This window comes from Kocuria sp. CH-021, from assembly GCF_049716185.1.
Lineage (GTDB): Bacteria > Actinomycetota > Actinomycetes > Actinomycetales > Micrococcaceae > Kocuria > Kocuria cellulosilytica.
Window position 1 is genome coordinate 1 of sequence record NZ_JBNAFK010000006.1, and the last position, 25561, is coordinate 25561.

The following is a 25561-nucleotide window of genomic DNA, read 5'->3' on the forward strand; positions in this document are numbered from 1 at the left end:
AGACCGCTGCGTCCGCTACGCTCCCGGAAGCGGCATAACCGAAACGACACCGTGTCCAAGACCCGGGGTCAAGACCCGTCCGGCAGCCGGGCCATATGTAAAGCCTCCCGCTGCCGTGACCGGCCAACACGACAACAGTTCCTAAAGCCTCATTTATTGCGTCTGCTCGCCCGCAGGAAGAGCAACGAAGTCACCGCGCTGTAGATGAGCAGAAACAACAGGATGGGCAATTCGAACTGATCTTCAAACATTCCTTGAGTTTGCCAGCCATGTTGTCTCGGGCAGGCATGGGGCGGCGTGTGTTGAGGGACCGTTGCGGAGCCCTTGATGAAGCACGGCACCGGGATGTGAGGCAGTCGCACGACGCATGGAACCCGGGGTGACCGGCCGACACGCACGGTACGGGCGGGGTGCCAAGGACGGAGGCATTCCCTTATAGCGTGGAAAGACCTACCCCAGGAGGTCTTTCATGATGGACGTCGCCAGCTTCGGAGCGTTCCTCGGACTGTTCATCTGGTTGCTCATGGTCGCCCTCACCTTGTGGCTGCTCTATTGGGTGGTGCGCAAGGGCGTCACCGCCGGCATCAAGGACTACGCGCACAAGCACGGCGACCGCACCGGCAGCTGGCAGCCATAGCCCCCAGCACCGTCCCGGTCGGAGACCAGCACCCTTTCCTCGATGCGCCAAGGAGCCCCCGCCGTGCAGCGACCCGCCCGTGTCCTCAGCCTCGCCGTTGCCGCTCTCACCTCCCTGGCCCTCACCGGGTGCGAGGACAACCTGCTGCTCCAAGACAGACCAGAACCCCTTTCTCAGGTCACGCCCACCGCGATCACCCCCGACCCGGGGTGCACCATCTCCGAAGGCGCCAAGGACCCGGGGCAGACCGAGGACCTCACCACAGCACCCCCGTCCCTGAGGCTCAGCTGCGACGGCCGGTCCCTGAGCCTGGCCGGTGACTACACGAACAAGACCGCCAACAGCTTCTTCCCGGACCACACCGCCATCAAAGCGGCCATCGTCGTCGACGGCGAAGCCCGCATCTGGCACCTCCTCGGCCCCCGGGGCGAGGAGGAGGGATGCCTGACCATTCAGCGCCTCGACGAGACCAGCGCCTCCCGCGACGAGTGCGACGCCGAGCGGCTCAACCAGTGGCAGGACAGCGACCCCGCCGCAGAAACCCGCGACACCCCCGCAGCCCAGATCCCCTAGGGGCTGCCCGACGGGATCACCACTGCCCCAAAAGGAACCCCTATCGCAATGCCGTGCTCCTGGCTGGTGCCACACGCTTGGAGTCATCTCGGCTGATCTGTGCAGTGTTCGGTAGCCGGGCCATATGTAAAGCCGGGGCTCGGAGCCTTTTGAATGCTCCGGCGCGAGGGATCGAACCTCGGACTGCTGATCCAAAGTCAGCCGTGTTGCCGCTACACCACGCCGGAATGGTGTTGAGCGGGAACGCCGAACAGCTAGCGCCACCGCTCAACAAACAGCACGCATTGCCGTTGCTCTGGGAGGTGGCGGCAGGAGGTCACTGCCTCAATATACAAGGTGAGCCCACAGCCTGGCCTGCACCTCGTATCGCCCCAAGGTCCGACGGCGAGGAGAACTCCCATCGACCCGGACAGTCATCGTCTCGATCAGCGGCGGCGTACCCGGCCGCTCACCGGGGTCGCCGCACTCGGGCGGAACCAGGTCGTGATGCAGCTCGGGTGGTGCGGTGTGGCTGGCCCGGAGGACGATAGTGAGGGTATCCAGCAACTATTGCCGTGATCACGGTGTTCGACGACGTCGAGCCGTTGGACCGCCAGGACGCCGAAACCAGCATGCGGCTGGAGATGGAGCAGTTCACCGGGATGGAGGACTTCCACGGACGGTTCGACGACCTGAAGATCGACGTGTTCGGCCCCGTGGCCATCGCCACCGGGATCTTCGTGTGGGACTGCCGGGTCGAGGGGACGTCGTCTCGGGCCGGAACCGGTCGACCGTGGTCTTCGTGGACAGCCACGGGCAGTGGTTGATCGCCCACGAGCACTACTCCCCGTTCCCCACCAACAGTTGAGAGACGGCGGCAACCGGCTGTCCACGCGTCAGGCCGGCGATGGCACCCCTGCAGACCCTCGACCGAGCTGTCGCTTGGCCGTGACCGCCGCAGCCTACATCTCGGGCCGGGCGCATCGCACCGGGAAGGGTCACCGATTCTCGATGCTGCTGACCGCGACCTGGATGATCCGCCGGGCGTCGCCCTCCCGGAACCTGAGCACCCGGATCCGCACGTCGTAGCCGTCGACAACCCCCTCTGCCGAGCACGCCGTGTGGAGTCCAGTGCTGCCGGGGCGCAGAGGCGAGGTGTCACAGTCGCCCTCGACCGGCACCCCCAGTCCGGCCTCCGCGCTGATGCGCTGGACATCGGCCACGGTGACCGGCTGCTCCGTCCGGTACTCGCGCCACATGCTGTCGCACGGGACGGCGAGGTCGATGCAGAACAGTCCGCCTGAGACGTTGTGCGCTTCCTCACGCCAGCCCGGGGCGGGTCGCACCCCGTCGGCCACCGCCACCATGGGTGCCGTGTCGATGAGGAACGACGCCTGCATGACGATGAACGGGGAGGCGAGGACGACCAGCGCCACGACGACGCGCGTTCCCCATCTCCGGAGTCGACCCGTTCCCGCCTGTGCTGAGGCGCCGGATGCACCACCCATGCCCTCGCCTCCTCCGTCGCCCGCACTCATCGTCCTGGACGCTCTCACCGGCGGCCGCAGCACGGTGCCGAGACCCCGCCCGCCGGCATCCACCAGGATGGCCGAACCAGCGCAGGAGGCTGAGCGCCGGATCCCCGCGCAGGACCCACGGCGGGGCATCCCGCGCCACGGTGATCCCGACCCGCAGTGCCTCGCGGCCACCGCATCCCGTGTTCCCTCGGCTAGGAGACCGTCGCACCGACGTATCGCTCCACCGTGCCGCGGAGCTCGTCGCCGAACTGGAAGATGTCCTCGAGCCCGTCGATCGGGTGCCGGGTTTCCTTCTTGTCCTCGTCGAAGAGCCCGATGTACTTCTGCCCGGTGTTGAAGTGGAGTCGCGCGATGGACCGGCGGTTGTTGTCGTCCAACAGGACTGCGCAATAGGACTTGGCGTCACGGTAGACGACGCGCTGGGGCTTCACCTGGGCGCAGACGATGGCGCGGATGATCTGGAAGGCCTCCAGCTCTTCGATGGTCGTCACCACTCCGTCGCTGGACTCCCGCAGATCCTTCTCGACCGCGTCCTCGCTCTGCACCGCCTCGGCCGGGGTGTCCGCCATGGCCACGGACGCGGGTGCGCTGCCGACGCCCAGGGCGGTGGTCAGTCGGTTGTTCACCTGCTCGTTGAGGAACTGCTGGGCGGCCTTGGCCACCAGCGGAGTGAACTGGTCCCGTACTTTCTGGGTGAAGGCGCCCTCGTAGACCTTGGTGGTGAAGAAGCGTACCCACTCCACATCGGGTTCTTTGAACTGCGCGGCGATCTCGCGCTTGATGGACCCGATGTACTTCAGTTCGCCGGCGGCACTGATGATGGAGTCGAGGTCGAAGACCTCCTTGGACAGCTTCTGCAGTTCGGGGATCAGGGTGGCGTCGATGTCGGCCAGATCCAGGACGAGAAACGGCTTGGCGTCCATCTTGTTCGGTGCGTCCAGGTCCGTGTAGAAGTGGTAGACCTCCCCATTGGTGAGGATCGCGATGCGCGCGTTGGTCACCGCGAAGTACCGGAACAACTGTGAGGCGTGTTCCAACTTCAACGGGGCGCCCACGTGCTTGCACTCCACCAGCATCTGCACCTTGTCGTCGTGCACGATGGCGTAGTCGATCTTCTCGCCCTTCTTCACCCCCACATCCGCGGTGAACTCCGGCACGACCTCCAGCGGGTTGAACACGTCGTAGCCCAGGATCGTCGAGATGAAGGGCATCACGAACGCGTTCTTCGTCGCTTCCTCCGTCTCCAGGGATTCCTTCTGCTGCGCCACCTTGTGGGCGAGTGCCGTCAATCGCTCCGGAAACTCCACGACTCCTCCTCTGGGTCGACATGCATTCGCATTAGTACACAGCATGGCATTACAGCAGGCCCTGTTGCGCACTCGGCCGCCCTTGTTGCTCCATCGTGAAGTGCACCGGCCCTGCGCGATCGGCACGAGGGGTGGCCTCGCCGAGGCCCCGACCGCGGACAGCAGGGCGGGGAGCCTCGATGAGGCTCCCCGCCCTGCTGTCCGCGGGTCAGTTGCGCGAGCTGCCGGTGTTGGTGCCCTCCCCGGAGTCGTCCCGGTGGTAGAGGTACTCGTTGCCGTGCTCGTCCTTCTCCACGTAGAAGTGCTCCTGGACCTCCTGGTACCACGTCTCCGCGGCGTCGCTCATGCGCTCGCCCTCCTGCGTCTGGGCCAGGCGGTCCCCGGGCCCGTAGACGCGCATCGCGATGGCGTTGAGCCGGTCGAGGATGCGGTGCTGCTGCTCGCCGTCCTGGTTGGTCTTCTGCCTGTTCCTCGCCATGACGTCCCCCGTTGCCCATTGTGATGGTGGTCACCAGTCTAGCGCCCGGGCGGGTCCCGGGCCCGGATGCGCGGAGCGGATGAACGGAGCGGACCGAGCGGGCCCACCGGCAGGAGACGCTGGTGGGCCCGCTCGGTGCGCTCCGTCCGCGGCCGCTACTCGATGTCGCGGACCTTTTTGAGCGATCCTGTGCTGGTGCGGTACTCCCGCACGTAGACGGGCTGCTCCGGGTGCTCGATGGCTGGGGCGTTGGCCGGCTCGGAACCGTGCACGTAGTCCGGGGCCACGACGATCTCCTCGTCCACCTCGGCCCCGGTGGAGGTGCGGCGGTGGAACTCCTCGGGCGGGAGCACGCGGCGCCACTGGCGGGTGGGCAGCACGCCCACCTCCCCCGCGTCCTCGCGCAGGGCTCTGAGCAGGGAGTAGATCATCACGTACCCCAGCACGAAGAACGGCAGTCCGATGAGGATCGCCACGTTCTGCAGCGCCGCCAGGCCGGTGGCGCCGGTGGCGGTCAGCAGGATCGCCGCGATGAGCCCGATGGCGATCACCCAGAACACGCGCTGGTGGACCGGGGACTCCTCCTCGTGCCCGCTGCCCATGGTGTCCATGACCAGGGCGGCGGAGTCGATCGAGGTGATGAAGAACAGCACCACGATGAGCACGCCCAGGGCGGAGGTGACGGTGGAGAACGGGAAGTTCTCGAGGAAGACGAACATCGCCCCGGGGATGTCGCCCTCGTCCACCACGGCCTCGACGAGCCCGCCGTCGCCGTTGAGCTCGATGTTGAACACGCCCATGCCGAAGATGCCGAACCAGATGACGGAGAACAGCGTGGGGAACGCGAGCACGCCGGAGACGAACTGGCGGATGGTGCGGCCGCGGGAGATGCGGGCGATGAAGATGCCCACGAACGGGGACCAGGTGATCGTCCACGCCCAGTAGAAGACGGTCCAGCCGCTCTGCCACCCGGTGTCCGCGAAGGCGTCGTTCCAGAAGGCGAGCTGCGGGAGCATCGACACGTAGGTGCCGGCGGACTCGACCATGCCCTTGAGCATCAGCACGGTGGGACCGGAGATGAGGATGAAGACGAGCAGGCCGATCGCGAGCAGGATGTTGGTGTTGGACAGCCGCTTGATGCCCCGGTCGAGGCCGAGGGCCACGGAGATCGAGGCGACGAGGCTCACGGCGGTGATGATGAGGATCTGCGACAGCGCGGACTCCGAGATCCCGAAGAGCCGGGCGAGACCGCTGTTGATCTGCATGGTGCCGAGGCCGATGGAGACGGCCACGCCGAACAGGGTGCCCACGATGGCCAGGATGTCGATGGCCCGCCCGATCGGCCCGTGGATGCGGTGCCCCAGCAGCGGCTGGAACATGGAGCTCACCCGGGGCGGCAGGTTGCGCTTGTACATGAAGTAGCCGAAGGCCAGCGCGGGGAGCGTGAAGATCGTCCAGGTGTGCAGGCCGAAGTGGTAGAGCGTGAAGCCCATGGCCTCGGTCGCGGACTCCATGGACTCCGGCTCCACGCCCTGCCGCGGCGGGTTCGCGAAGTGGTTCACGGGCTCGGCCACGGCCCAGAACATGAGGATCGTGCCGATGCCCGCGGCGAAGAGCATCGAGAACCAGGACAGGTTGGAGTGATGCGGCCGCTCGTCGTCGGCCCCGAGCCGGACCTGCCCGAAGCGGCTGACCATGAGGTAGACGAGGAACAGCAGGAAGACCGTCACGCCCAGGATGTAGAACCAGCCGAGCTGGTCGATGACCCAGCTGGACCCGTCCGCGAAGACCGCGTCCATGAAGTCCGTGAACACCAGTGTCATCACCACGAAGACGATGATCACCAGGGCGGAGCCGAAGAAGATGGTGGGGCTGGTCCGTAGTCGCATGGAGTCGTGCAGTCTGTTCAGCATGGCCGTGCCTCCCCGGCTGCCCCCGGCCTCGGACGAGCGGACGGCCGCCGTGTCTCGGTTGTGCGATTCGGTGGTGCGATTCGGTCTCGCGCGTCGGTCTCGCGCTTCGGTTGGTTCGACCCTACCCTCTGGTCACCGAACAGTGGAGAGTCACGGTCCGGACGGCGTGGAGGACAGGCGCGGCTCCACGTGCCACTCCCACCACGCGTCGACACGGTCCAGCAGCCGCTGCACGGAGCCGTCGTTGACGAGCACGGCGCTGGAGACGGCCGCCCGCTCCTCGTCGGTGGCCTGGGCCGCTATCCGGGCGCGGGCGTCCGCCTCCGTCATCCCGCGGTCCTCGACCATCCGCCGCACGCGCTCCTCCACCGGGGCCTGGACCGTGAGCACGAGGTCGAAGCGCCCGTGCTGGCCGGTCTCCACGAGCAGGGGGATGTCCTCGACCAGGACCGCGTCCTCGCCGGCCGCGGCCGCGAGCCGTTCGGCCTCCGCCCGGACGAGGGGGTGGATGATCGCGTTGAGCCGCTGCCTCGCCTCCGGGTCCGCGAACACCCGGGCGCCGAGCGCCGCCCGGTCCAGGCGGCCGTCCGGGGTCAGCACGGCGGGACCGAACTCCTCGACGATCCCGTCCAGGCCGGGAGCGCCGGGCTCCTGCAGGGCCCGCGCGATCGCGTCGGCGTCGATCACGGTGGCCCCGAGCTCCATGAGCCGCCGGGAGACCGTGGACTTGCCCGAGGCGATCCCGCCCGTGAGTCCGATGGTCAGCATGGGACCATGCTAGCGGCCGGTCCCGCGCGGGGGCCGCCGGGCGCTCACGGCTCCCCGGCCCCGGCCACGGTGGTCATGACGTCCGGCAGCGTGCCGGGCCCGTGCTCCCGCTGCACCCGGAGCCAGCGGAAGCCGTAGCCCTCGAGCGCCAGCTCCGCCGACGAGTCCGCGTCGAGGGCGCACCTGCCGTCCGCCAGCAGGTCCAGCAGCACGGTCCCCTCCTCCTCGTCCGGCAGCCGCAGCGGCACCGTGGTCGGCTCCGGGGAGAAGTTGTGCAGGGCGACGACGGCGGAGCCCTCCCACGCGCACCGGTGGGCGAGCACCCCCCGGCGCGGCTGGTCCAGGACCTCGGCGGCGCCCCAGGCCAGCTCGGTGCACTCCCGGTAGCGGCGGGTCAGGGCGGTGACGAAGTGCAGCAGGGAGCCGGGGTCCCGCTTGGCGTCGGCCACGTTCACGTGCGCGGGCCCGTACTCCCCCTCGACCACGGGCGCGGAGAGCTCGTCGGCGGCGGCGGAGGAGAAGCCCCCGTTGCGCCCCGACGTCCACTGCATGGGCGTGCGCACCGCCATGCGCCCCTCGGCGGCGAGGTTCTCGCCCATGCCGATCTCCTCGCCGTAGTACAGCACCGGGGTGCCCGGCAGCGAGAAGAGCAGCGAGTAGACCATCCGGATGCGCTGCCGGTCCCCCTGCAGCATGGGCGGCAGCCGCCGCGTGAGGCCCCGGCCGTAGACCTGCATCCGCTCCTCCGGCCCGAAGGCCGCGAACACCTCCTCCCGCTCGGCCCCGGAGAGCTGGTCGAGGGTGAGCTCGTCGTGGTTGCGCACGAAGTTGGCCCACTGGGCGTCCTGCGGGATGGACGGCCGGTTCTTCAGGGCGCTCGCCAGCGGGCCGGCGTCCTGGCGGGCCAGCGAGAGGTAGAGCTGCTGCATGGCCACGAAGTCGAAGATCATGGTCAGCTCCCCCGCGTCCTCGGTGCCGAACAGCTCGAGCTGCTGCTGGTAGGGCAGGTTGACCTCGCCCAGCAGGGCGGCCCTGCCGTTGCGGCGGTTCATGAACTTGCGCAGCGAGCGCAGGAACGCGTGCGGTTCGGTGAACCCGCCCCGGTTCTCGAAGTCGTCGCCCTGCCCCAGGGTGAGCAGCTGCGGGATCCCGTCCACGCGGAAGCCGTCCAGGCCCAGGTGCAGCCAGAAGCCGACCACCTTGGCGATCTCGTCCCGCACCTTGGGGTGGGACAGGTTCAGGTCCGGCTGGTGGCGGTAGAAGCGGTGCAGGTACCAGTGCCCCGTGGCCTCCTCCCGGGTCCAGATGCCGCCCTCCTTGTCGGGGAACACGGCCTTCTCGGACGTGTCCGGGGGCTCGTCGGCACGCCACACGTAGTAGTCGCGGTACGGGTTGTCCGTGCTCGAGCGGGAGGCCTGGAACCACGGGTGCTGGTCCGAGGTGTGGTTGACCACGAGGTCTGCGATGACCCGCAGACCGCGGTCCTGGGCCGTGCGGACGAGCTCCACGAGGTCGCCGAAGCTGCCCAGGCGCCGGTCGACGCCGTAGAAGTCCGTGACGTCGTAGCCGTCGTCCCGGTTCGGCGTGGGATAGAACGGCATGAGCCACAGGCAGGTGACGCCCAGCTCCGCCAGGTAGTCCACCCGCTCGGCGAGCCCGGCGATGTCCCCGATGCCGTTCCCGTCCGTGTCCAGGAACCGTTCGACGTCCACGCAGTAGACGACCGCCTGCTTCCACCAGAGGTCGGAGGTGTCGGCGATGCGCATGTCTGCTCCCTCGGCTGCTCCCCGGATGGTGGATGCCCTCCTGTCTAGCACCCCGCCCCGGCTCCGTCGAGGGCACGGGGGTGCGGCCTAGAGTGAGGACCATGGACCCGGATCCCCTGCTCAGCCGCGCCACCCGGTACACGACCCTCGCCGCGGGCACGGAGGCGGTGGCCGAGCTGGAGGTCAAGCGCTCCCGCTTCCTGGCGGTGGCGCGGCGGGCGTCCACGGAGGCCGAGGCCCGGGCCCTGGTCGAGGAGCTGCGGCGCGGCTTCCACGACGCCCGCCACCACTGCTCGGCGTTCGTCCTGGGCCCGGACCGGGACGTGCAGCGCTCCTCGGACGACGGCGAGCCCGCCGGCACCGCGGGTCTGCCGATGCTCGAGGCCCTCGTGCTGCGCCGCACGGCCACGGACGCGCAGGGCCGTGACGTCACCGACCTCTCGGACGTGAGCGCCGTGGTGGTCCGGTGGTTCGGGGGCACCCTGCTCGGTGCCGGCGGCCTGGTCCGCGCCTACTCCGAGGCCGTGTCCCAGGCCCTCGACGGGGCCTCCCTAGTGGTCCGGCGCCGGCAGCGGCTCTACCGGCTGCCGGCGTCCCACGCGGACGCGGGCCGGCTCGAGCACGAGCTGCGCGCGGCCGGGACCACGGTCCTGGACACCGCCTACGGGGCGGCCGGCGCGGAGCTGGGCCTCGCCCTGCCCGACGACGACGCGGCCGTCGCCGCGCTGCACTCACGCGTGGCCTCGCTGACCTCCGGCGCCGGGGTCCTGCACCCCGTCGGCACGGACTGGCTCGACTCCCCCGCCGGCCACCGGCCCTGAACGGCGCGGCCGGCCCGCCGGCCCCGGACAGCACGACGGCCCCCGCCCTGCGAAGGGGCGGGGGCCGTCGTGGTCCGTGCCGTGCGGAACGGCCCGGCGGTACCGGTCGGATCAGGCTCCGGTGAGCTTCTCGCGCAGAGCGGCCAGGGCCTCGTCGGAGGCCAGGGTGCCGGAGTCGGCGGCCGGGGCCTCGGAGGAGTAGCTGGTCGGGGCCGGCGTGGACGCGGAGGAGGAGGACGACGACGAGGAGGAGCTCGTCGTGCCGCCCGCGGCGGCCTCGGCGTCCTCGGCGATCGACTTCCGGACCTGCTCCTTGTGCGCCTCCCAGCGGGACTGGGCGTCGGCGTACTGCTGCTCCCAGGCGGCGCGCTGGGTCTCGTAGCCCTCGATCCACTCGTTGGTCTCGGGATCGAAGCCCTCGGGGTACTTGTAGTTGCCCTGCTCGTCGTACTCGGCGGCCATGCCGTACTGGGCCGGGTCGAACTCGGTGGAGTCCGGGTCCACGCCCTCGTTGGCCTGCTTGAGCGACAGCGAGATCCGGCGGCGGTCCAGGTCGATGTCGATGACCTTGACGAACAGCTCGTCGCCCACGGAGACGACCTGCTCGGCCATGTCCACGTGGCGCTGGGCCAGCTCGGAGATGTGCACCAGGCCCTCGATGCCGTCCTCGACGCGCACGAACGCACCGAAGGGGACGAGCTTGGTGACCTTGCCCGGCACGACCTGCCCGAGGGCGTGGGTGCGGGCGAACAGCTGCCAGGGGTCCTCCTGGGTCGCCTTCAGCGACAGGGAGACGCGCTCGCGGTCCATGTCGACGTCCAGGACCTCGACCGTGACCTCCTGGCCGACCTCGACGACCTCGGAGGGGTGGTCGATGTGCTTCCAGGACAGCTCGGAGACGTGCACCAGGCCGTCGACGCCGCCCAGGTCCACGAAGGCGCCGAAGTTGACGATCGAGGAGACCGTGCCCGTGCGGACCTGGCCCTTCTCGAGCTTGTGCAGGAAGTTGGAGCGGACCTCGGACTGGGTCTGCTCGAGCCAGGCGCGGCGGGACAGGACCACGTTGTTGCGGTTCTTGTCCAGCTCGATGATCTTCGCCTCGATCTGCTGGCCGATGTACGGCGCGAGGTCGCGCACGCGGCGCATCTCGACGAGGGAGGCGGGCAGGAAGCCGCGCAGGCCGATGTCGAGGATGAGACCGCCCTTGACGACCTCGATGACGGTGCCGGTGACGACGCCGTCGTCCTCCTTGATCTTCTCGATGTCGCCCCAGGCGCGCTCGTACTGAGCCCGCTTCTTGGACAGGATCAGACGGCCTTCCTTGTCCTCCTTGGTGAGGACCAGAGCCTCGACCTCATCACCCACGGTCACGACCTCGTCCGGGTCGACATCGTGCTTGATGGACAGCTCGCGGGACGGGATGACGCCCTCGGTCTTGTAGCCGATGTCGAGAAGGACCTCGTCGCGGTCGACCTTGACGACGGTGCCCTCGACGAGGTCGCCGTCGTTGAAGTACTTGATGGTCGCGTCGACAGCGGCGAGGAAGTCCTCCGCGGACCCGATGTCGTTGACGGCAACCTGCGGGGTGGTGGTGGTCATGTAGTAGGGGCTCCGATGTGGATAGTTCGTGATCAGTCGGAACGGAGATTGTCCGGCCGGACCGCGGCCGTTCCGAAGGATTGCTGGACAGGGCACGTGCAGAACACGCACCGGGTCAGTCTACGGACGAGGGAAAAAGGAAGCAACACGCGCCCCGCCGTGCGGGTCCGGCTCAGAACTGTGTGACGCCGTACGGGGCGGTCGGGGTCTCCATGAAGTCCTGCAGGTCCCGCAGCGCGTCCTCGTCCCGGGCCACGATCAGCCCGGCCTGCGCGAGGGTGCTGGCCTTCACCGCCCCGAGGTACAGGGACCCCAGCACGTCCACCCGCATCGCCACGTCCGCGCCGTCGGGCAGCTCCACCGCGGGCACCGACCGCCCGGCCTCGTCGTCGGCGGTGCGCGGCCGGTCGCGGAGCCGCTCGACCACGGGCGTCCCGCCGGTGGTGTCCAGCGCCCAGACGCCGTCGGCGTAGCCCATCGAGTCCACGAGGGAGATGACGATCCGCCCGCGCGGGGTGTACGGGCGGGCGACCAGCGCGGCGGCCGGGTCCAGGACCCGCACCCACACCTTGTCCGACTCGGCCGTGACGCGGTACTTGGCGCGGTCCGCCATCGCCCACACCAGCGGGTCCTCCACGGGGGCACGGCCGAAGCGCACCTGGTCCACGAGGTCCAGGGACGTCACGAACTCCCAGAGGGCGATCGACACGTCCGGGGACGCGCCCACGAGGTCGAGCACCGTCAGGGTCAGCGGGTAGGACGTGTTCGGCTCGAACCGGTAGGTCACGTAGCCGTCCGGGCGCATCCCGTCGTCGTAGTGCACGGCGCAGCGCACCTCCGGGTCCGCCTTCTGGGGGGTGATGGCGTACTCCCCCGTGTACTCGGGCCAGTGGTAGGCCACCCGGCTCACCGACCCGTGCGAGCTCTCGTGGAAGCGCTGGAAGAGCACGGGGGCGAGCCGGCGCACCGCCTCGCCGTCGGCCATCTCCACGCTGCCCACGGTGGGCGCCTTGAGCTGCAGGCGGGTGGTGGCGTCCACGGTGACCTCGCGGTTGAACGTGGCCGCGCCGAAGCCGAACCGGCCGTAGATGGTGGCCTCGGTCGCGGTCAGCAGCGCCACGGGGTAGCCGTCCCGCCGGGCGCGGTCGAGCTCCCCCGTCATGAGCCGGCGCAGCAGCCCGCGGCGGCTGTGCGTGGGCCGGACGGTGACCTCGGAGATGAGCCGGGCGCGCAGCAGCCGGCCGCGGCCCGCGTTGAGCGAGCCCTCCCAGGAGGTGAAGGTCGCCACGGGCCGCTGCGTGGGCAGCGCCGCCTCCGGCACGGCGTGGGGGTACGCCCCCCGCAGCCGCACCCGCTCGGCGTGCATCCAGGACAGGGTGCGCTCGAGGGTCTCGTCGGTCGGCTCCGCCTGGTGGAAGCCCTGCCGGATGGCCCTCACCCACTCCACGGCCGCCGGATTGGCCGCGACGCCCCCGGGGCCCACGCCGAACTCCGCGAAGGTGTAGTCGTGCCCGTTCGCCGAGTAGGACTCGGTCACGGTGCCGGGGGTGGACGGTGTCGTCGGAGCGTCGTGCAGGGGGTCCATGGCGTGTTCCTCGTTCGCGGTGGGATCGGGCGGCGGGCCGGCCGGGGCGCCGGTCCGGCCGGTCAGTGGGCGGCCTCGTGCCAGGAGCGGCCCGCGCCGACGTTGACCTCCAGCGGCACGGACAGCTCGGCGGCGCCGCCCATCTCCTCGCGCAGCACCCGCTCCACGGTCTCCCGCTCCCCGCGGACCACCTCCACCACGAGCTCGTCGTGGACCTGCAGGAGCATCCGGGAGCCGAGCCCCTCGTCGGCGAAGCGCCGGTCCACGCCGAGCATCGCCTTCTTGATGATGTCCGCGGCCGATCCCTGGATGGGTGCGTTGAGGGCGGCGCGCTCGGCCATGGAGCGCAGCTGCCGGTTGTCGCTGGAGAGGTCCGGGAGGTACCGGCGCCGGCCGTCGATCGTGGCCGTGTACCCGTCCTCGCGGGCCTGCTCCACGACCCCGCGCAGGTAGTCGCGCACCGCCCCGAACCGGGTGAAGTAGTCGCTCATCAGGGTGCGGGCCTCGTCCACGGGGATCCGCAGCTGCTTGGAGAGCCCGAAGGAGCTCAGCCCGTACACCAGCCCGTAGCTCATGGCCTTGACCTTGGAACGCATGGGGGCGGTGACCTCCTCGGGTGCCACGCCGAAGATCTTGGCGCCCACGAAGCGGTGCAGGTCCTCGCCGCTGCGGAACGCCTCGATCAGCGCCTCGTCCCCGGACAGGTGCGCCATGATGCGCATCTCGATCTGGGAGTAGTCGGCGGTCAGCAGCTGGTCGTAGGCCCGCCCGTCCTCGGGGCGCCCGACGACGAAGAGCCCGCGGATGCGGCGGCCCTCCTCGGTGCGCACCGGGATGTTCTGCAGGTTGGGGTTGGTCGAGGACAGCCGGCCGGTGGCGGCGACGTTCTGCATGTAGGTGGTGTGCACGCGGCCGTCCTCGGCGATGGCCTTCTGCAGGCCCTCGACGGTCTGGCGGAGCTTGTTGGCGTCCCGGTAGGCCAGCAGGCCGGCGAGGAAGCGGTGGCCCTTCGAGTCCGGGTCGGTGCGGGTGAGCAGCTCCGCCACGGCGTCCGCGTCCGTGGTGTAGCCGGACTTGATCTTCTTGGTCTTCGGCAGCCCCAGCTCCTCGAACATCACCTGCTGCAGCTGCTTGGTGGAGCCCAGGTTCACCGGCTCCTCGATCTGGGCGTGCGCCTCCTGCTGCGCCTGCTCGATCACGCGGGCGAAGTCGTCGAGCAGGACCTGCACCCCCTCGGGGTCCACGGCGATCCCGGCGAGCTCCATCCGGCCCAGCACCACGGCCAGGGGCAGCTCGAGGTCCGTGAGCAGGGCGGTCTGGTGGGTCTCGGCCAGCTTCTCCCGCAGGTGCCGGGACAGCTGCACGGTCGCGACCGCCAGCTCCGCCTCCCGCCGCAGCACCGCCGGCGCCGGCCAGGGCTGCTCGTCGAGGGCGAGCTGCTGCTGGCCCTCCGCGGCGGAGCCGTCCGCCGCGGGCGCCACGGCCAGGCCCAGCCGGTCCTCGAGCAGGGCGGGGAGCTCGTAGCTGCGCCGGGCGGGCTGCAGCAGGTAGGCCGAGAGCTGGGGGTCGTCCACGACCCCGGCCAGCGGCAGCCCGCGCACCGCGAGGGACTTCCAGACGTCCTTGACCCCGTCCACGATCTTGGGCCGGTCCGCGTCGGCCAGCCAGCGGGCCAGCGCGGACTCCAGCGCGGAGTCCGCCGCCGCGAGGTCGAGGAACAGCGCGGCCGGCCGGTCCTCGCCGCGGGCGAGGACCAGGCCGGAGAGCTCGCGGGCGCCGGGCAGGACGGGGTCGTCCTCGCGGTGCAGGGCGTGCAGCACCACGGCGTCCTGGCCGTCGGCCAGCCACCGCTCCAGCTCCTCGGCGGTGCCGGGACGCCCGATCTCGCCCAGGCCCAGGTCGGCCGGCGGCGCGGCCTCCTCCGCGGGGCGGCCGAAGGCGTCGAAGAGCCGGTTGCGCAGGCCGTCGCCGAACTCGAGGTCGTCGAAGACCTCCCGCACGGCCTCGGCGTCGGGCACGGGCAGCCCGGCCTCGGCGAGGTCGATCTCCAGCCCGAGGTCGGTGATCAGGCGGTTGAGCCGCCGGTTGCGCTCGACCGCCGTGCGGTGCTCGCGCAGCGCCTCGCCCTTCTTGCCCTTGACCCGGTCCGCGTGCGCGAGGATCGTGTCGACGCCGCCGTAGGCGAGGATCCACTTGGCGGCGAAGCCCGCCCCCACGCCCGGGACCCCCGGGAGGTTGTCGGCCTGCTCGCCGGTGAGCGCCGCGAGGTCCGGGTAGTGCCGCGGCGGCACCTTGTACTTCTCCACCACGGCGGCGGCGTCCATGTGCTTGAGGTCGGACGGGGTGCGCCCGGGATAGACGACCGTGACGTGCTCGTCGATCATCTGGAAGGCGTCCCGGTCCCCGGAGAAGACGAGCACCTCGTAGTCCTGCTCGGCGCCGCGGCGGGCCAGGGTGGCCAGGACGTCGTCGGCCTCGTGGCCCTCGGCGGTGACCACGGGCACGCCCAGGGCGTCGAGGATCCGGCGGATCTGCGGGACCTGCCCGTGGAACTCCTCGGGCGTCTCGTCCCGTCCGCCCTTGTACTCCTCGTACTCCTGGGAGCGCAGGGTGGGCCCCTCCAGGTCGAAGGAGACCACCAGGTGCGTGGGCTTCTGCTCCCGCACCAGCTTCACGAGGGTGTTCACGAAGCCGTAGACGGCCTCGGTGTGCCGGCCGTCGGAGGTCACGAAGGCCGGCCCGCCGCCGTACTCCGCGGCGCGGGACAGCGCGAAGAACGCGCGGAAGGCCAGGGAGTGGCCGTCCACCAGCAGCAGCTTCCGGTCGGGCCGGGAGACCGGGAGGGGGATCTCGACGTCGACGGGGTGGTCGGTCTCGGTCCCGACGGTCACCGTGCGCACGGCGGTGTCGGGGGTCACGTCGGGCTGCGTCTGCTGCGTCGTTTCACTCACCCGACCATCCTAGGGCCCGGGCCGGGCGCCCCGGGGGCCCGGGCGGGCGGGTCGCCCGGGCCGGTCAGGCGACCTGGTTGATGATGGCCTCGGCGACCTCGCGCATGGACAGCCGGCGGTCCATCGAGGTCTTCTGGATCCAGCGGAACGCCTCGGGCTCGGTGAGGCCCATCTTGGTGGTCAGCAGCGACTTCGCCCGCTCCACGAGCTTGCGGGTGGCGAACTGCTCCTTCATGTCCGAGACCTCGCGCTCGAGCGCGGCGATCTCCTCGGCGCGGGAGATGGCGATCTCGATGGCGGGCACGAGGTCGTCCACCGTGAACGGCTTGACCACGTAGGCCATCGCCCCGGCCTCCCGGGCCCGCTCGACGAGCTCCCGCTGGCTGAAGGCGGTCAGCAGGACCACCGGGGCGATCCGGTCGGAGGCGATCTGCTCCGCCGCGGTGATCCCGTCCAGGACCGGCATCTTCACGTCCATGAGCACGAGGTCCGGGCGGTGCTCGCGGGCGAGCTCGACGGCGCGCTGGCCGTTCTCGGCCTCCGCGACCACCTCGTAGCCGGCGTCGCGGAGCATCTCCACGATGTCCAGGCGGATCAGGGTCTCGTCCTCGGCGACCACCACCCGGCGGGCCGGGCGCAGGTCGCTCTCCGCCGCCTCGCCGGGGAGGTCCTCCCGGGCCCCGGGGTCCTCGGCCGGGGCGGGGTTCGGCTGCTCCGTCACGCTGTCTCCTTGGCTGCTGGTGCGTCCTGGCCCGCGCGCGCGGGCCACGGGGGTCTCGGTGCCGGCGGCGCCCGGATCCCCGGCACCGCGCGTTGCGCCCGATCAGCCCCAGCCTATAACTGTTGTACAGTGGTCGAGCGCAGGAGCCGCCCTCCCGAGGCGGCGCGGACTGCGACCGCGGGCCCAAGTGGCGGAATTGGCAGACGCGCCGCACTCAAAATGCGGTTCCCCTGGAGTGTGGGTTCGAGTCCCACCTTGGGCACCAGCACCCCGGACCGACGGTCCGGGGTCTTCTCGTACCACCCCTCCTGTCCGTCCCGCCGGTCCGTGCGGGCACCCGGCGCGGTCAGGCCGCGGGCCCCCGCTCCCGCACCAGGTTGGTGACGCGGGCCGTGGACAGCCGCCGCCCCCGCTCGTCGGTCATCACGACCTCGTGCACGGTGAGCGTGGCGCCCAGGTGCAGCGCGGTGCACGTGCCGGTGACCGTCCCGGAGGCCACGCCGCGCTGGTGCGTGGCGTTGACGTCGACGCCCACGGCGTACCGCCCCGGACCGGCGTGCACGCTCGCCGCCGTGGAGGCGAGCGTCTCGGCCAGAACGCAGTGCGCTCCCCCGTGCAGGATCCCGCCCGGCTGGGTGTTCGGCTCGACCGGCATCGTGGCGACCGACCGCCCGGGCGTGAGCTCCGTGAACCGGATGCCCATCGCCCGGGCGAGCCCGCCCATCCCGTGGCCGGGGAAGGCGGCGTGCAGCTCCTCGGGGACCCCGTGCTCGCGCAGGTCCCGGGAGTGCTCCTCGGGGGTCATGCCGGCCGGCCCGGTCAGGACTCGCGCCACGGTCCCACGTGCTCGCGCTGCCGCTGGCCGCTGAGCAGCTCACCGGCGTCCGCGACGTCGCCCACGCGGTGGACCTTGACGAGGTTGGTGGTGCCGGCGACCCCGGGGGGCGAGCCGGCGCAGATCACGACCATGTCGTCCTTGCCGGCCAGGCCCTGCTCCTGCAGGTGCAGGTCCACCTGCCGGGTCATGTCGTCCGTGTGGTCGACCTTCGCCACCTGGATGGGCTGCACGCCCCACAGCAGGGACATGAGCGCCGTGACCAGGGGCTCCGGGGTGAACGCGAGGATCGGGTGGGACGGGCGCAGCCGGGACAGCCGGCGGGCGGAGTCCCCGGACTGGGTGAACGTGCAGAGGTAGCTGACGTCGAGCTGCCGGGCGATGGTCACCGCCGCGCGGGTCACCGCACCCCCGCGGGTGCGCGGCTCCGTGCCCAGGGCGGGCACGCGCTCGAGGGCCTGGGACTCGGTGGCCTCGATGATCCGGGCCATCGTCTCGATGGTCTCGATCGGGTACTTGCCCACCGAGGTCTCCCCGGAGAGCATGACCGCGTCCGCGCCGTCGAGGACGGCGTTGGCGCAGTCGGAGGCCTCGGCCCGGGTGGGGCGCGGGCTGTCGATCATCGACTCCAGCACCTGGGTCGCGACGATCACGGGCTTGGCCCAGCGCCGGGCCAGCTCGATGGCGCGCTTCTGCACGATCGGCACCTGCTCCAGCGGCAGCTCCACGCCGAGGTCGCCGCGGGCCACCATGATGCCGTCGAACGCGTCGATGATCTCGTGCAGGGAGTCCACGGCCTGCGGCTTCTCGATCTTCGCGATCACCGGCAGCCGCCGGCCCTCCTCGTCCATGATCTCGTGCACCCGCACGATGTCCTTGGCGTCGCGCACGAAGGACAGGGCGATGAGGTCCACGCCGCGGCGCAGGGCCCAGCGCAGGTCGTCCTCGTCCTTGTCGGACAGGGCCGGGACGTTCACGGCCACGCCCGGCAGGTTGATGCCCTTGTTGTTGGACACCGGCCCGCCCACGACCACCTCGGTGGTCACCGTGGTGTCCGAGACGGCGGTGGCGCGCAGGGCCACCCGGCCGTCGTCGATGAGCAGCGGGTCGCCCACGTTCACGTCGCCCGGCAGGCCCTTGTGCGTGGTGGAGCACAGGCTCGGCGTGCCCTCGACGTCGTCGACCGTGATGGAGAACTCGTCGCCGGGCAGCAGCTCGTGGGGGCCGTCCGCGAAGCGGCCCAGCCGGATCTTCGGCCCCTGCAGGTCCGCGAGGATCGCGACCGTCTGCCCGGCGTCCGCCGAGGCGCGCCGCAGGTTCTCGTAGGACGCGTCGTGCACGGAGTGGTCGCCGTGGCTCATGTTGAGCCGGGCCACGTTCATGCCGGACCGGATCGCCTGGGAGAGGTTCTCGTACGAGGAGATGGCCGGGCCGATCGTGGCCACGATCTTAGCTCGTCGCATGTGTGCCGCCTTGGGTCGAGGGGTGCCACCGGGGAGGACGTGCACAGCACTGCGGCCGGGGGCGGGGAGGTCGTGTCCAGCCTACCAACGCCGCCGCCGGTGTCGAGGCGGGCGGGTCCCCGCCCGGCGCCGGACGTGCGACGGCGCGGGCCGCGCTCCCTCCGTGGGAAGGGGGCGCGGCCCGCGCCGTGGTGCTGTGGTGCTGTGGTGCTGTGGTGCTGTGGCGCCGTGCTACAGGCTGAGGTCGATGGCCCGGTCCGTGGGGGCCACCGGCTCCGGCAGCCGGGTCGAGCCCATGAGGAAGCGCTCGACGGCCGCCGCGCAGGCGCGGCCCTCGGCGATCGCCCACACGACCAGGGACTGGCCGCGGCCGGCGTCGCCGCACGCGAACACGCCGTCCACGCTGGTCATGTAGCGGTCGTCGCGGGCCAGGTTGGTCCGGCCGTCCAGCTCGGCGCCGATCTGCTCGGTGATGTCCTCGGACTCGTTGCCGGTGAAGCCCAGCGCCAGGAAGACCAGGTCCGCCGGGATCACCCGCTCGGTGCCCTCCTTCGGTGCGCGCCGCCCGTCGGGCAGGTACTCGGTCTCGGCGACCTTCAGCCCGGTGAGCCGGCCGTCCTCCCCCACGAACTCCACGGTGGAGGCCAGGTAGGTGCGGTCGCCGCCCTCCTCGTGGGAGGTCGAGACCTCGAAGACCTTCGGCATCATGGGCCACGGATCGGCGTCGGAGCGGTCGGCGGCCGGCTGGCGCCCGATCGCCAGGGACGTGATCGACGCCGCGCCCTGCCGGTTGGCGGTGCCGATGCAGTCGGAGCCGGTGTCGCCGCCGCCCAGCACGATGACGTGCTGGCCCTGCGCCGAGATCTGGTCCTCGACCTCGTCGCCGGCCACCACGCGGTTGCCCTGCACCAGGTAGTCCATCGCGAAGTGGACGCCGTCGAGCTCCCGGCCGGGGATCTGCAGGTCCCGCGGCCGGGTGGCGCCGGTGGCGACCACCACGGCGTCGTAGCGGCGCTTGAGCTGGTCCCAGGTGATGTCCTTGCCGATCTCCACCCCCGGCCGGAAGCGGGTGCCCTCGGCGCGCATCACGTCCAGGCGGCGGTCGAGCACCTCCTTCTCCATCTTGAAGTCGGGGATGCCGTAGCGCAGCAGCCCGCCGATCCGGTCGTCGCGCTCGTAGACCGCGACCGTGAACCCGGCCTGGGTCAGCTGCTGGGCCACCGCGAGGCCGCCGGGCCCGGAGCCCACGACCGCCACGGTCTTGCCGACCAGGCGCTGCGGGACGAACGGCCGGATGATGCCCTCGTCGAAGCCCATCTCGCCGATCGAGTACTCGATCTGCTTGATGGTCACCGCGGGCTGGTTGATGCCGAGCACGCACGAGGACTCGCACGGCGCCGGGCAGACCCGCCCGGTGAACTCCGGGAAGTTGTTGGTGGCGTGCATCCGCTCGACCGCCTCGGCGTCGAGGCCCCGCCACACGAGGTCGTTCCACTCGGGGATCAGGTTGCCGAGGGGGCAGCCCTCGTGGCAGAAGGGGATCCCGCAGTCCATGCACCGGCCGGCCTGCTTCTGCAGCACCCCCCGGTCCTGGGCCTCCTGGACCTCCTTCCAGTCCATGATCCGGACGGGCACCGGCCGCTTGGGGCGGTCGACGCGCTCGGTCACCTTCAGAAAACCGCGCGGATCAGCCACGGGTCGTCACCTCCAGGATCTTGTGCCATGCCTCGTCGCCGTCGGGGTCCTGCCCCTCGCTCCGGGCCTGTTCGCGGATGCCCTGCACGGCGGCGTACTCCCGCGGCAGGACCTTGGTGAAGCGCCCGAGCGTGGCCACCGGGTCGGCCAGGAGCCGGTCCGCGAGCTCGGAGCCGGTCTCCTCGGCGTGCCTCGTGATGAGCGCCAGGACGGCCTCGGCGTCCGCCTCGTCCAGCGGCAGCAGCTGGAGCTCGCCGCTGTCCCGGGCCTGCTTGTTGACCGAGGTCTCGGCGAGGTCGATCACGTAGGCGACGCCGCCGGACATGCCGGCGCCGAAGTTGCGCCCGGTGCGGCCGAGCACCAGGGCGGTGCCGCCCGTCATGTACTCGCAGCCGTGGTCCCCGATGCCCTCGACCACCGCGGTGGCGCCCGAGTTGCGCACCAGGAACCGCTCGCCCACGGTGCCGCGCAGGAAGATCTCCCCGCTCGTGGCGCCGTAGCCGATGACGTTGCCGGCGATGACGTTCTCGGAGGCCTCGAACACCGCGTCCCGCTCGGGGCGCACGATGATCCGCCCGCCGGAGAGGCCCTTGCCGCTGTAGTCGTTGGCGTCGCCCTCGAGCCGCAGGGTGATGCCCTGCGGGAGGAACGCGCCGAGGGACTGGCCGGCCTGGCCCGTGAGCGTCACGTCGATCGTGTCGTGGGCGAGCACGTCCGTGCCGAACGTGCGCGTCACCACGTGGCCGAGCATCGTGCCGACCGCGCGGTCCGTGTTGATGATGTGCTGCTGGATCCGCACGGGCTCCCGCTTCTCCAGGGCGGCCCGGGAGAGCCGGATCAGCTCGTTGTCGAAGTGCTTCTCCAGCTCGTGGTCCTGGCCGCGCATGTTGCGCACTGCCGCGCCCCGGTGCTCGAGCACCGTGGAGTGCAGGACCGGCGAGAGGTCCAGCCCGTGCGCCTTCCAGTGCGCGATGGCGTCCTTGGTCTCGAGGACCTCGGCGTGGCCGACGGCCTCCTCGATCGAGCGGAAGCCCAGCTGCGCCAGGTACTCCCGGACCTCCTCGGCGATGAACTCGAAGAAGTTCACCACGTGCTCCGCCTTGCCCGTGAACCGCTTGCGCAGCTCCGGGTTCTGGGTGGCGACGCCCACGGGGCAGGTGTCCAGGTGGCACTTGCGCATCATGATGCAGCCCTCGACGATCAGCGGGGCCGTGGCGAAGCCGAACTCCTCCGCGCCGAGCAGCGCGGCGACCAGCACGTCCCGGCCGGTCTTCATCTGCCCGTCCGCCTGGACCACCACGCGGTCCCGGAGCCCGTTCAGCATCAGCGTCTGCTGGGTCTCGGCGAGGCCGAGCTCCCACGGGGCGCCGGCGTGCTTGAGCGAGTTCAGCGGGGCGGCGCCCGTGCCGCCGTCGTGCCCGGAGACGAGCACCACGTCGGCCTTGGCCTTGGTGACGCCGGCGGCCACGGTGCCGATGCCGATCTCGGAGACCAGCTTCACGTGCACGCGGGCCCGCGGGTTGGACCGCTTGAGGTCGTAGATCAGCTGCGCCAGGTCCTCGATCGAGTAGATGTCGTGGTGCGGCGGCGGCGAGATCAGGGACACGCCCGGGGTGGAGTGGCGGGTCTGGGCGATCCACGGGTACAGCTTCTGCGCCATCAGCTGGCCGCCCTCGCCGGGCTTGGCGCCCTGGGCCATCTTGATCTGGATGTCGTCGGCGTTGGTCAGGTACAGGCTCGTGACGCCGAAGCGCCCGGAGGCCACCTGCTTGATCGCCGAGCGCCGCCGCGGGTCCAGCAGCCGGTCGACGTCCTCGCCGCCCTCACCGGTGTTGGACTTCCCGCCGAGCCGGTTCATGGCGATGGCCAGGGTCTCGTGGGCCTCCTGGGAGATGGAGCCGTAGCTCATGGCCCCCGTCTGGAAGCGCTTGACGATCGAGCTGACGGGCTCGACCTCCTCGAGCGGCACGGGCTTGCGGTCCGAGGAGAAGCCGAGCAGCCCGCGCAGGGTCAGCAGCTTCTTCGTCTGGTCGTCCACGAGCTTCGTGTAGGACTTGAAGATGTCGTAGCGGCCGGTGCGGGTCGCGTGCTGCAGCCGGAAGACGGTCTGCGGGTTGAACAGGTGCGGCGGGCCGTCCCGGCGCCAGTCGTACTCGCCGCCCGTCTCGAGGTCCCGGTAGGGCTCGGTCACGCCGTCGGAGGGGTAGGCCCGGCGGTGGCGGAACGCGGTCTCCTCCGCGATCACGTCGAGGCCGATGCCGCCGATCTGGGTGTGGGTGCCGGTGAAGTAGTCGTCCACGAGCTCCCGGGACAGGCCGAGCGCCTCGAAGACCTGGGCCCCGCAGTAGGAGGACACGGTGGAGATGCCCATCTTGGACATGATCTTCTGCACGCCCTTGCCCAGGGCCTTGATCAGGTTGTGCACGGCGTGCTCGGTGGTGATGCCGGTGAGGTCGCCCGAGCGCACGAGCTCCTCCGCGGACTCCATCGCCAGGTACGGGTTCACCGCGGACGCGCCGTAGCCGATGAGCAGGGCCACGTGGTGGACCTCGCGCACGTCGCCGGCCTCCACGATCAGCGCCACCTTGGTGCGGGTCGCCGAGCGCAGGAGGTGGTGGTGCACGGCCGAGGTCAGCAGCAGGGAGGGGATGGGCGCCCACGCGCCGTTGGAGTCGCGGTCGGAGACGATGACGTACTCCACGCCGCGGGCCACGGCCGCGGAGACCTTCTCGCAGATCTCCGCGATCCGGGCGCGCAGGGACTCCGCGCCGCCGTCGGGCCGGTACAGGCCCCGCACCTTGAGGGCCGCGGGCATCCCGTCCTCGCCCTCGATGTGCAGGAACTGGTCCAGCTGGTCGTTGTCGATCACCGGGAAGTCCACCGCGATCTGGCGGGTGCGCACCCGCTCGGTGGTCAGCAGGTTCCCGGAGGGCCCCACGGAGCCGCGCAGGCTCGTGACGAGCTCCTCGCGGATGGCGTCCAGCGGCGGGTTGGTGACCTGGGCGAAGGACTGCACGAAGTAGTCGAACAGGGTGCGCGACTTCTCGGAGAGCACGGCGATCGGGGTGTCGGTGCCCATCGCGTAGATGGGCTCGGCGCCCTTGGCCGCCATGGGCCCGACGATCATCTTCAGCTCCTCCTGCGTGTACCCGAAGGTCTTCTGCCGCAGGGTGATGGAGGAGCGCGGGTGGACCATGTGCTCGCGCTCGGGGAGGTCGCTGATGTCGACGATGTTGCCGTCGGCCCACTCCTCCCACGGGGCGGCCGAGGCGATCTGGGCCTTGATCTCGGCGTCCTCGACGATCCGGCCCTGCGCGGTGTCCACGAGGAACATCGTGCCCGGGGACACGCGGCCCTTGCGCACGATCTTGCGGTCCCCGACGTCGACGACGCCGACCTCCGAGGCGAAGACCACCAGGCCGTCGTCCGTGACCCAGAAGCGGCCGGGGCGCAGACCGTTGCGGTCCAGCAGCGACCCGACCTGCACGCCGTCGGTGAAGGCCACCGCGGCCGGGCCGTCCCACGGCTCCATGAAGGAGGCGTGGTAGCGGTAGAACGCCTTCCGGGCGGGGTCCATGGTCTCGTGGTTCTCCCAGGCCTCCGGGATCATCATCATCATGGCCTGGGTGACGGGCCGGCCCGAGAGCACGAGCAGCTCGGCGACCTCGTCCAGGGACTGCGAGTCGGACGCGCCCTCCGAGCAGATGGGGAACAGCTCCTCGGGGCTGCGGCCCAGCAGCGGGGACTTCAGCTGCGACTGGCGGGCGCGCATCCAGTTCCGGTTGCCCTTGACGGTGTTGATCTCGCCGTTGTGCGCGAGCGTGCGCATGGGCTGGGCCAGGGGCCACGAGGGGAAGGTGTTGGTGGAGAACCGGGAGTGCACGATCGCGAGCTCGGTGCTGAACCGGTCGTCGGAGAGGTCCGGGTAGAAGGGCTCGAGCTGCTGGGTGGTCAGCATGCCCTTGTAGACGATGGTGCGGGAGGACAGCGAGGGGAAGTACACGCCGGCCCGGTTCTGGGCTCGCTTGCGCAGCCGGAACGCCTTCTGGTCCAGGCGCCGCCGGGCGGCCTCGTCCGCGGGCTCCGGCGCGGTCTCGGCCACGAAGAGCTGCACGAAGTACGGCATCACCTCGAGCGCGGACCGGCCCACCACGGACTCGGCCACGGGGACGGGCCGCCAGCCGAGGACCTGCAGCTCCTCGGAGCGCGCGAGCTCCTCGAGGGCGGCCTGGACCCGCTCCGCGTTCTCCCCGCCGTGCGGAAGGAAGGCGGTGCCCACGGCGTAGCCGCCCAGGGGCGGCAGCTCGAAGTCCAGCACGGCGCGGAAGAAGGCGTCGGGCAGCTGCGTCAGCAGCCCGGCGCCGTCACCGGTGCCCTCGTCGCCGCCCACGGCGCCGCGGTGCTCGAGGTTGCGCAGCGCCGTCAGCGCGGCGTCGACGATCTCGTGGCTGGGGGTGCCGTTGAGGGTCGCGACCACGGCCAGGCCGCAGGCGTCCTTCTCCTCGTCCGGGTGGTAGAGGCCCTGTTCCTCGGGCGCGTTCGAGAACTGCTCGAACGGGGACGTCGCCTGCTCCTGAGCGGTCTCGGCAGGAGCGGTCTCGGCGGGAGCGGCCGGACGCGGGTCCGTGCCGTCCTGGGCAGAATTGTCACCGGGGGTGCCGGCCGGGGTAGAGGTCATGACTGACGTCTCCTCACCATGGGATGCGGTCAACAGGAGCGGCCCCCGCGGCAGGGCTCCGGTCGGGAGGTGCCGCCGGATCGTGAGCTGCCCCCGGCGTCCTCGAGCAGTGGTCGTGGAGGTGCCGGGCGGCGGAAGGGCCCCGTTCCAGGAAGGTCCGGCGGTGGACGATCGTGGCGTGCACCGGAGGCGGCGGACGTGGTTCACCCGTCCGCCGGTCAGGCGCCAGAGAAATCTAGCACTCAGATGTTACA

18 protein-coding genes and 2 tRNA genes are annotated in these 25561 nt (G+C 70.8%); 5 read left to right on the forward strand and 15 right to left on the reverse strand.

Annotated features, from left to right (window positions below):
• The first annotated feature begins 469 nt into the window (after nucleotides 1–469).
• Together ACPYN7_RS05885 and ACPYN7_RS05890 are read left to right on the forward strand one after the other, a co-directional pair.
• Complete coding sequence (locus ACPYN7_RS05885; protein WP_424347016.1) at nucleotides 470–637, forward strand: hypothetical protein; 168 nt, start codon at nucleotides 470–472, stop codon at nucleotides 635–637.
• A 63-nt stretch (nucleotides 638–700) separates the two neighbouring features.
• Nucleotides 701–1210 carry a hypothetical protein gene (locus ACPYN7_RS05890; RefSeq protein ID WP_424347017.1) on the forward strand — a complete coding sequence of 170 codons (510 nt, stop codon included), beginning with the start codon at nucleotides 701–703 and terminating at the stop codon, nucleotides 1208–1210.
• 156 nt (nucleotides 1211–1366) lie between these two features.
• Here ACPYN7_RS05890 and ACPYN7_RS05895 read toward each other — a convergent pair.
• Nucleotides 1367–1437: transfer RNA gene (locus ACPYN7_RS05895), tRNA-Gln, on the reverse strand.
• Nucleotides 1438–1764: 327 nt separating this feature from the next.
• On the opposite strand from ACPYN7_RS05895, the gene ACPYN7_RS05900 reads away from it, so the two are divergent.
• Nucleotides 1765–2016 (forward strand): hypothetical protein, encoded by a 252-nt coding sequence (locus ACPYN7_RS05900; RefSeq protein WP_424347018.1) that lies wholly within the window; start codon nucleotides 1765–1767, stop codon nucleotides 2014–2016.
• 171 nt (nucleotides 2017–2187) lie between these two features.
• Here ACPYN7_RS05900 and ACPYN7_RS05905 read toward each other — a convergent pair whose 3' ends face one another.
• From ACPYN7_RS05905 to ACPYN7_RS05930, 6 genes are all read right to left on the reverse strand, one after another.
• Complete coding sequence (locus ACPYN7_RS05905; protein ID WP_424347019.1) at nucleotides 2188–2625, reverse strand: hypothetical protein; 438 nt, start codon at nucleotides 2623–2625, stop codon at nucleotides 2188–2190.
• 293 nt (nucleotides 2626–2918) lie between these two features.
• Nucleotides 2919–4034, reverse strand: a complete 1116-nt coding sequence (locus ACPYN7_RS05910; RefSeq protein ID WP_424347020.1) for a type I restriction endonuclease — start codon at nucleotides 4032–4034, stop codon at nucleotides 2919–2921.
• Nucleotides 4035–4242: 208 nt separating this feature from the next.
• Nucleotides 4243–4512 (reverse strand): hypothetical protein, encoded by a 270-nt coding sequence (locus ACPYN7_RS05915; protein ID WP_058873625.1) that lies wholly within the window; start codon nucleotides 4510–4512, stop codon nucleotides 4243–4245.
• A gap of 155 nt (nucleotides 4513–4667) precedes the next feature.
• A complete protein-coding gene (locus ACPYN7_RS05920; RefSeq protein ID WP_424347021.1) occupies nucleotides 4668–6425 on the reverse strand; it encodes a BCCT family transporter in 1758 nt (585 codons plus the stop codon).
• A gap of 150 nt (nucleotides 6426–6575) precedes the next feature.
• The gene (gene coaE / locus ACPYN7_RS05925) at nucleotides 6576–7193 is read right to left on the reverse strand and encodes a dephospho-CoA kinase (protein WP_424347022.1); all 618 of its coding nucleotides are present in this window, start codon (nucleotides 7191–7193) and stop codon (nucleotides 6576–6578) included.
• A gap of 44 nt (nucleotides 7194–7237) precedes the next feature.
• A complete protein-coding gene (locus ACPYN7_RS05930; RefSeq protein ID WP_424347023.1) occupies nucleotides 7238–8959 on the reverse strand; it encodes an alpha-amylase family protein in 1722 nt (573 codons plus the stop codon).
• A gap of 101 nt (nucleotides 8960–9060) precedes the next feature.
• On the opposite strand from ACPYN7_RS05930, the gene ACPYN7_RS05935 reads away from it, so the two are divergent.
• Entirely contained in the window at nucleotides 9061–9780 is a 720-nt protein-coding gene (locus tag ACPYN7_RS05935) for an IMPACT family protein (RefSeq protein ID WP_424347024.1), read from the forward strand.
• A 111-nt stretch (nucleotides 9781–9891) separates the two neighbouring features.
• Here the strand turns inward: ACPYN7_RS05935 and rpsA are convergent, their stop codons facing one another.
• The 4 genes from rpsA to ACPYN7_RS05955 form a co-directional block, all read right to left on the reverse strand.
• On the reverse strand, nucleotides 9892–11379 hold the full coding sequence (rpsA, locus tag ACPYN7_RS05940) for a 30S ribosomal protein S1 (RefSeq protein ID WP_058873630.1): 1488 nt from the start codon (nucleotides 11377–11379) through the stop codon (nucleotides 9892–9894).
• Nucleotides 11380–11551: 172 nt separating this feature from the next.
• Nucleotides 11552–12964, reverse strand: a complete 1413-nt coding sequence (locus ACPYN7_RS05945) for a GNAT family N-acetyltransferase (RefSeq protein WP_058873631.1) — start codon at nucleotides 12962–12964, stop codon at nucleotides 11552–11554.
• Nucleotides 12965–13026: 62 nt separating this feature from the next.
• A complete protein-coding gene (polA, locus tag ACPYN7_RS05950; RefSeq protein ID WP_424347025.1) occupies nucleotides 13027–15915 on the reverse strand; it encodes a DNA polymerase I in 2889 nt (962 codons plus the stop codon).
• A 64-nt stretch (nucleotides 15916–15979) separates the two neighbouring features.
• Complete coding sequence (locus ACPYN7_RS05955) at nucleotides 15980–16555, reverse strand: ANTAR domain-containing response regulator (RefSeq protein WP_058873746.1); 576 nt, start codon at nucleotides 16553–16555, stop codon at nucleotides 15980–15982.
• Between the two features lie 262 nt (nucleotides 16556–16817).
• Here ACPYN7_RS05955 and ACPYN7_RS05960 point away from each other — a divergent pair.
• Nucleotides 16818–16901 (forward strand) — tRNA-Leu (locus tag ACPYN7_RS05960).
• An 81-nt stretch (nucleotides 16902–16982) separates the two neighbouring features.
• Here ACPYN7_RS05960 and ACPYN7_RS05965 read toward each other — a convergent pair.
• The 4 genes from ACPYN7_RS05965 to gltB all read right to left on the reverse strand — a co-directional run bounded on the left by ACPYN7_RS05965 (nucleotide 16983) and on the right by gltB (nucleotide 25307).
• The gene (locus tag ACPYN7_RS05965; protein WP_058873747.1) at nucleotides 16983–17441 is read right to left on the reverse strand and encodes a PaaI family thioesterase; all 459 of its coding nucleotides are present in this window, start codon (nucleotides 17439–17441) and stop codon (nucleotides 16983–16985) included.
• A 14-nt stretch (nucleotides 17442–17455) separates the two neighbouring features.
• On the reverse strand, nucleotides 17456–18934 hold the full coding sequence (gene pyk, locus ACPYN7_RS05970; RefSeq protein WP_424347026.1) for a pyruvate kinase: 1479 nt from the start codon (nucleotides 18932–18934) through the stop codon (nucleotides 17456–17458).
• A gap of 231 nt (nucleotides 18935–19165) precedes the next feature.
• The gene (locus tag ACPYN7_RS05975) at nucleotides 19166–20629 is read right to left on the reverse strand and encodes a glutamate synthase subunit beta (RefSeq protein WP_424347027.1); all 1464 of its coding nucleotides are present in this window, start codon (nucleotides 20627–20629) and stop codon (nucleotides 19166–19168) included.
• Nucleotides 20622–25307, reverse strand: coding sequence for a glutamate synthase large subunit (gltB, locus tag ACPYN7_RS05980; RefSeq protein ID WP_424347028.1), 4686 nt, complete (start codon nucleotides 25305–25307; stop codon nucleotides 20622–20624). The genes ACPYN7_RS05975 and gltB overlap by 8 nt, the downstream gene beginning before the upstream one ends.
• Between the last annotated feature and the right edge of the window lie 254 nt (nucleotides 25308–25561).

What these genes read in the sequence shown, in the direction of transcription:
- ACPYN7_RS05930 (WP_424347023.1), bottom strand. Translation starts at nt 8,959, where the DNA reads ATGCGCATCGCCGACACCTCCGACCTCTGGTGGAAGCAGGCGGTCGTC.
- ACPYN7_RS05915 (WP_058873625.1), bottom strand. Translation starts at nt 4,512, where the DNA reads ATGGCGAGGAACAGGCAGAAGACCAACCAGGACGGCGAGCAGCAGCAC.
- ACPYN7_RS05935 (WP_424347024.1), top strand. Translation starts at nt 9,061, where the DNA reads ATGGACCCGGATCCCCTGCTCAGCCGCGCCACCCGGTACACGACCCTC.
- rpsA (WP_058873630.1), bottom strand. Translation starts at nt 11,379, where the DNA reads ATGACCACCACCACCCCGCAGGTTGCCGTCAACGACATCGGGTCCGCG.
- ACPYN7_RS05920 (WP_424347021.1), bottom strand. Translation starts at nt 6,425, where the DNA reads ATGCTGAACAGACTGCACGACTCCATGCGACTACGGACCAGCCCCACC.
- coaE (WP_424347022.1), bottom strand. Translation starts at nt 7,193, where the DNA reads ATGCTGACCATCGGACTCACGGGCGGGATCGCCTCGGGCAAGTCCACG.
- ACPYN7_RS05945 (WP_058873631.1), bottom strand. Translation starts at nt 12,964, where the DNA reads ATGGACCCCCTGCACGACGCTCCGACGACACCGTCCACCCCCGGCACC.
- gltB (WP_424347028.1), bottom strand. Translation starts at nt 25,307, where the DNA reads ATGACCTCTACCCCGGCCGGCACCCCCGGTGACAATTCTGCCCAGGAC.
- pyk (WP_424347026.1), bottom strand. Translation starts at nt 18,934, where the DNA reads ATGCGACGAGCTAAGATCGTGGCCACGATCGGCCCGGCCATCTCCTCG.
- ACPYN7_RS05965 (WP_058873747.1), bottom strand. Translation starts at nt 17,441, where the DNA reads ATGACCCCCGAGGAGCACTCCCGGGACCTGCGCGAGCACGGGGTCCCC.
- ACPYN7_RS05885 (WP_424347016.1), top strand. Translation starts at nt 470, where the DNA reads ATGATGGACGTCGCCAGCTTCGGAGCGTTCCTCGGACTGTTCATCTGG.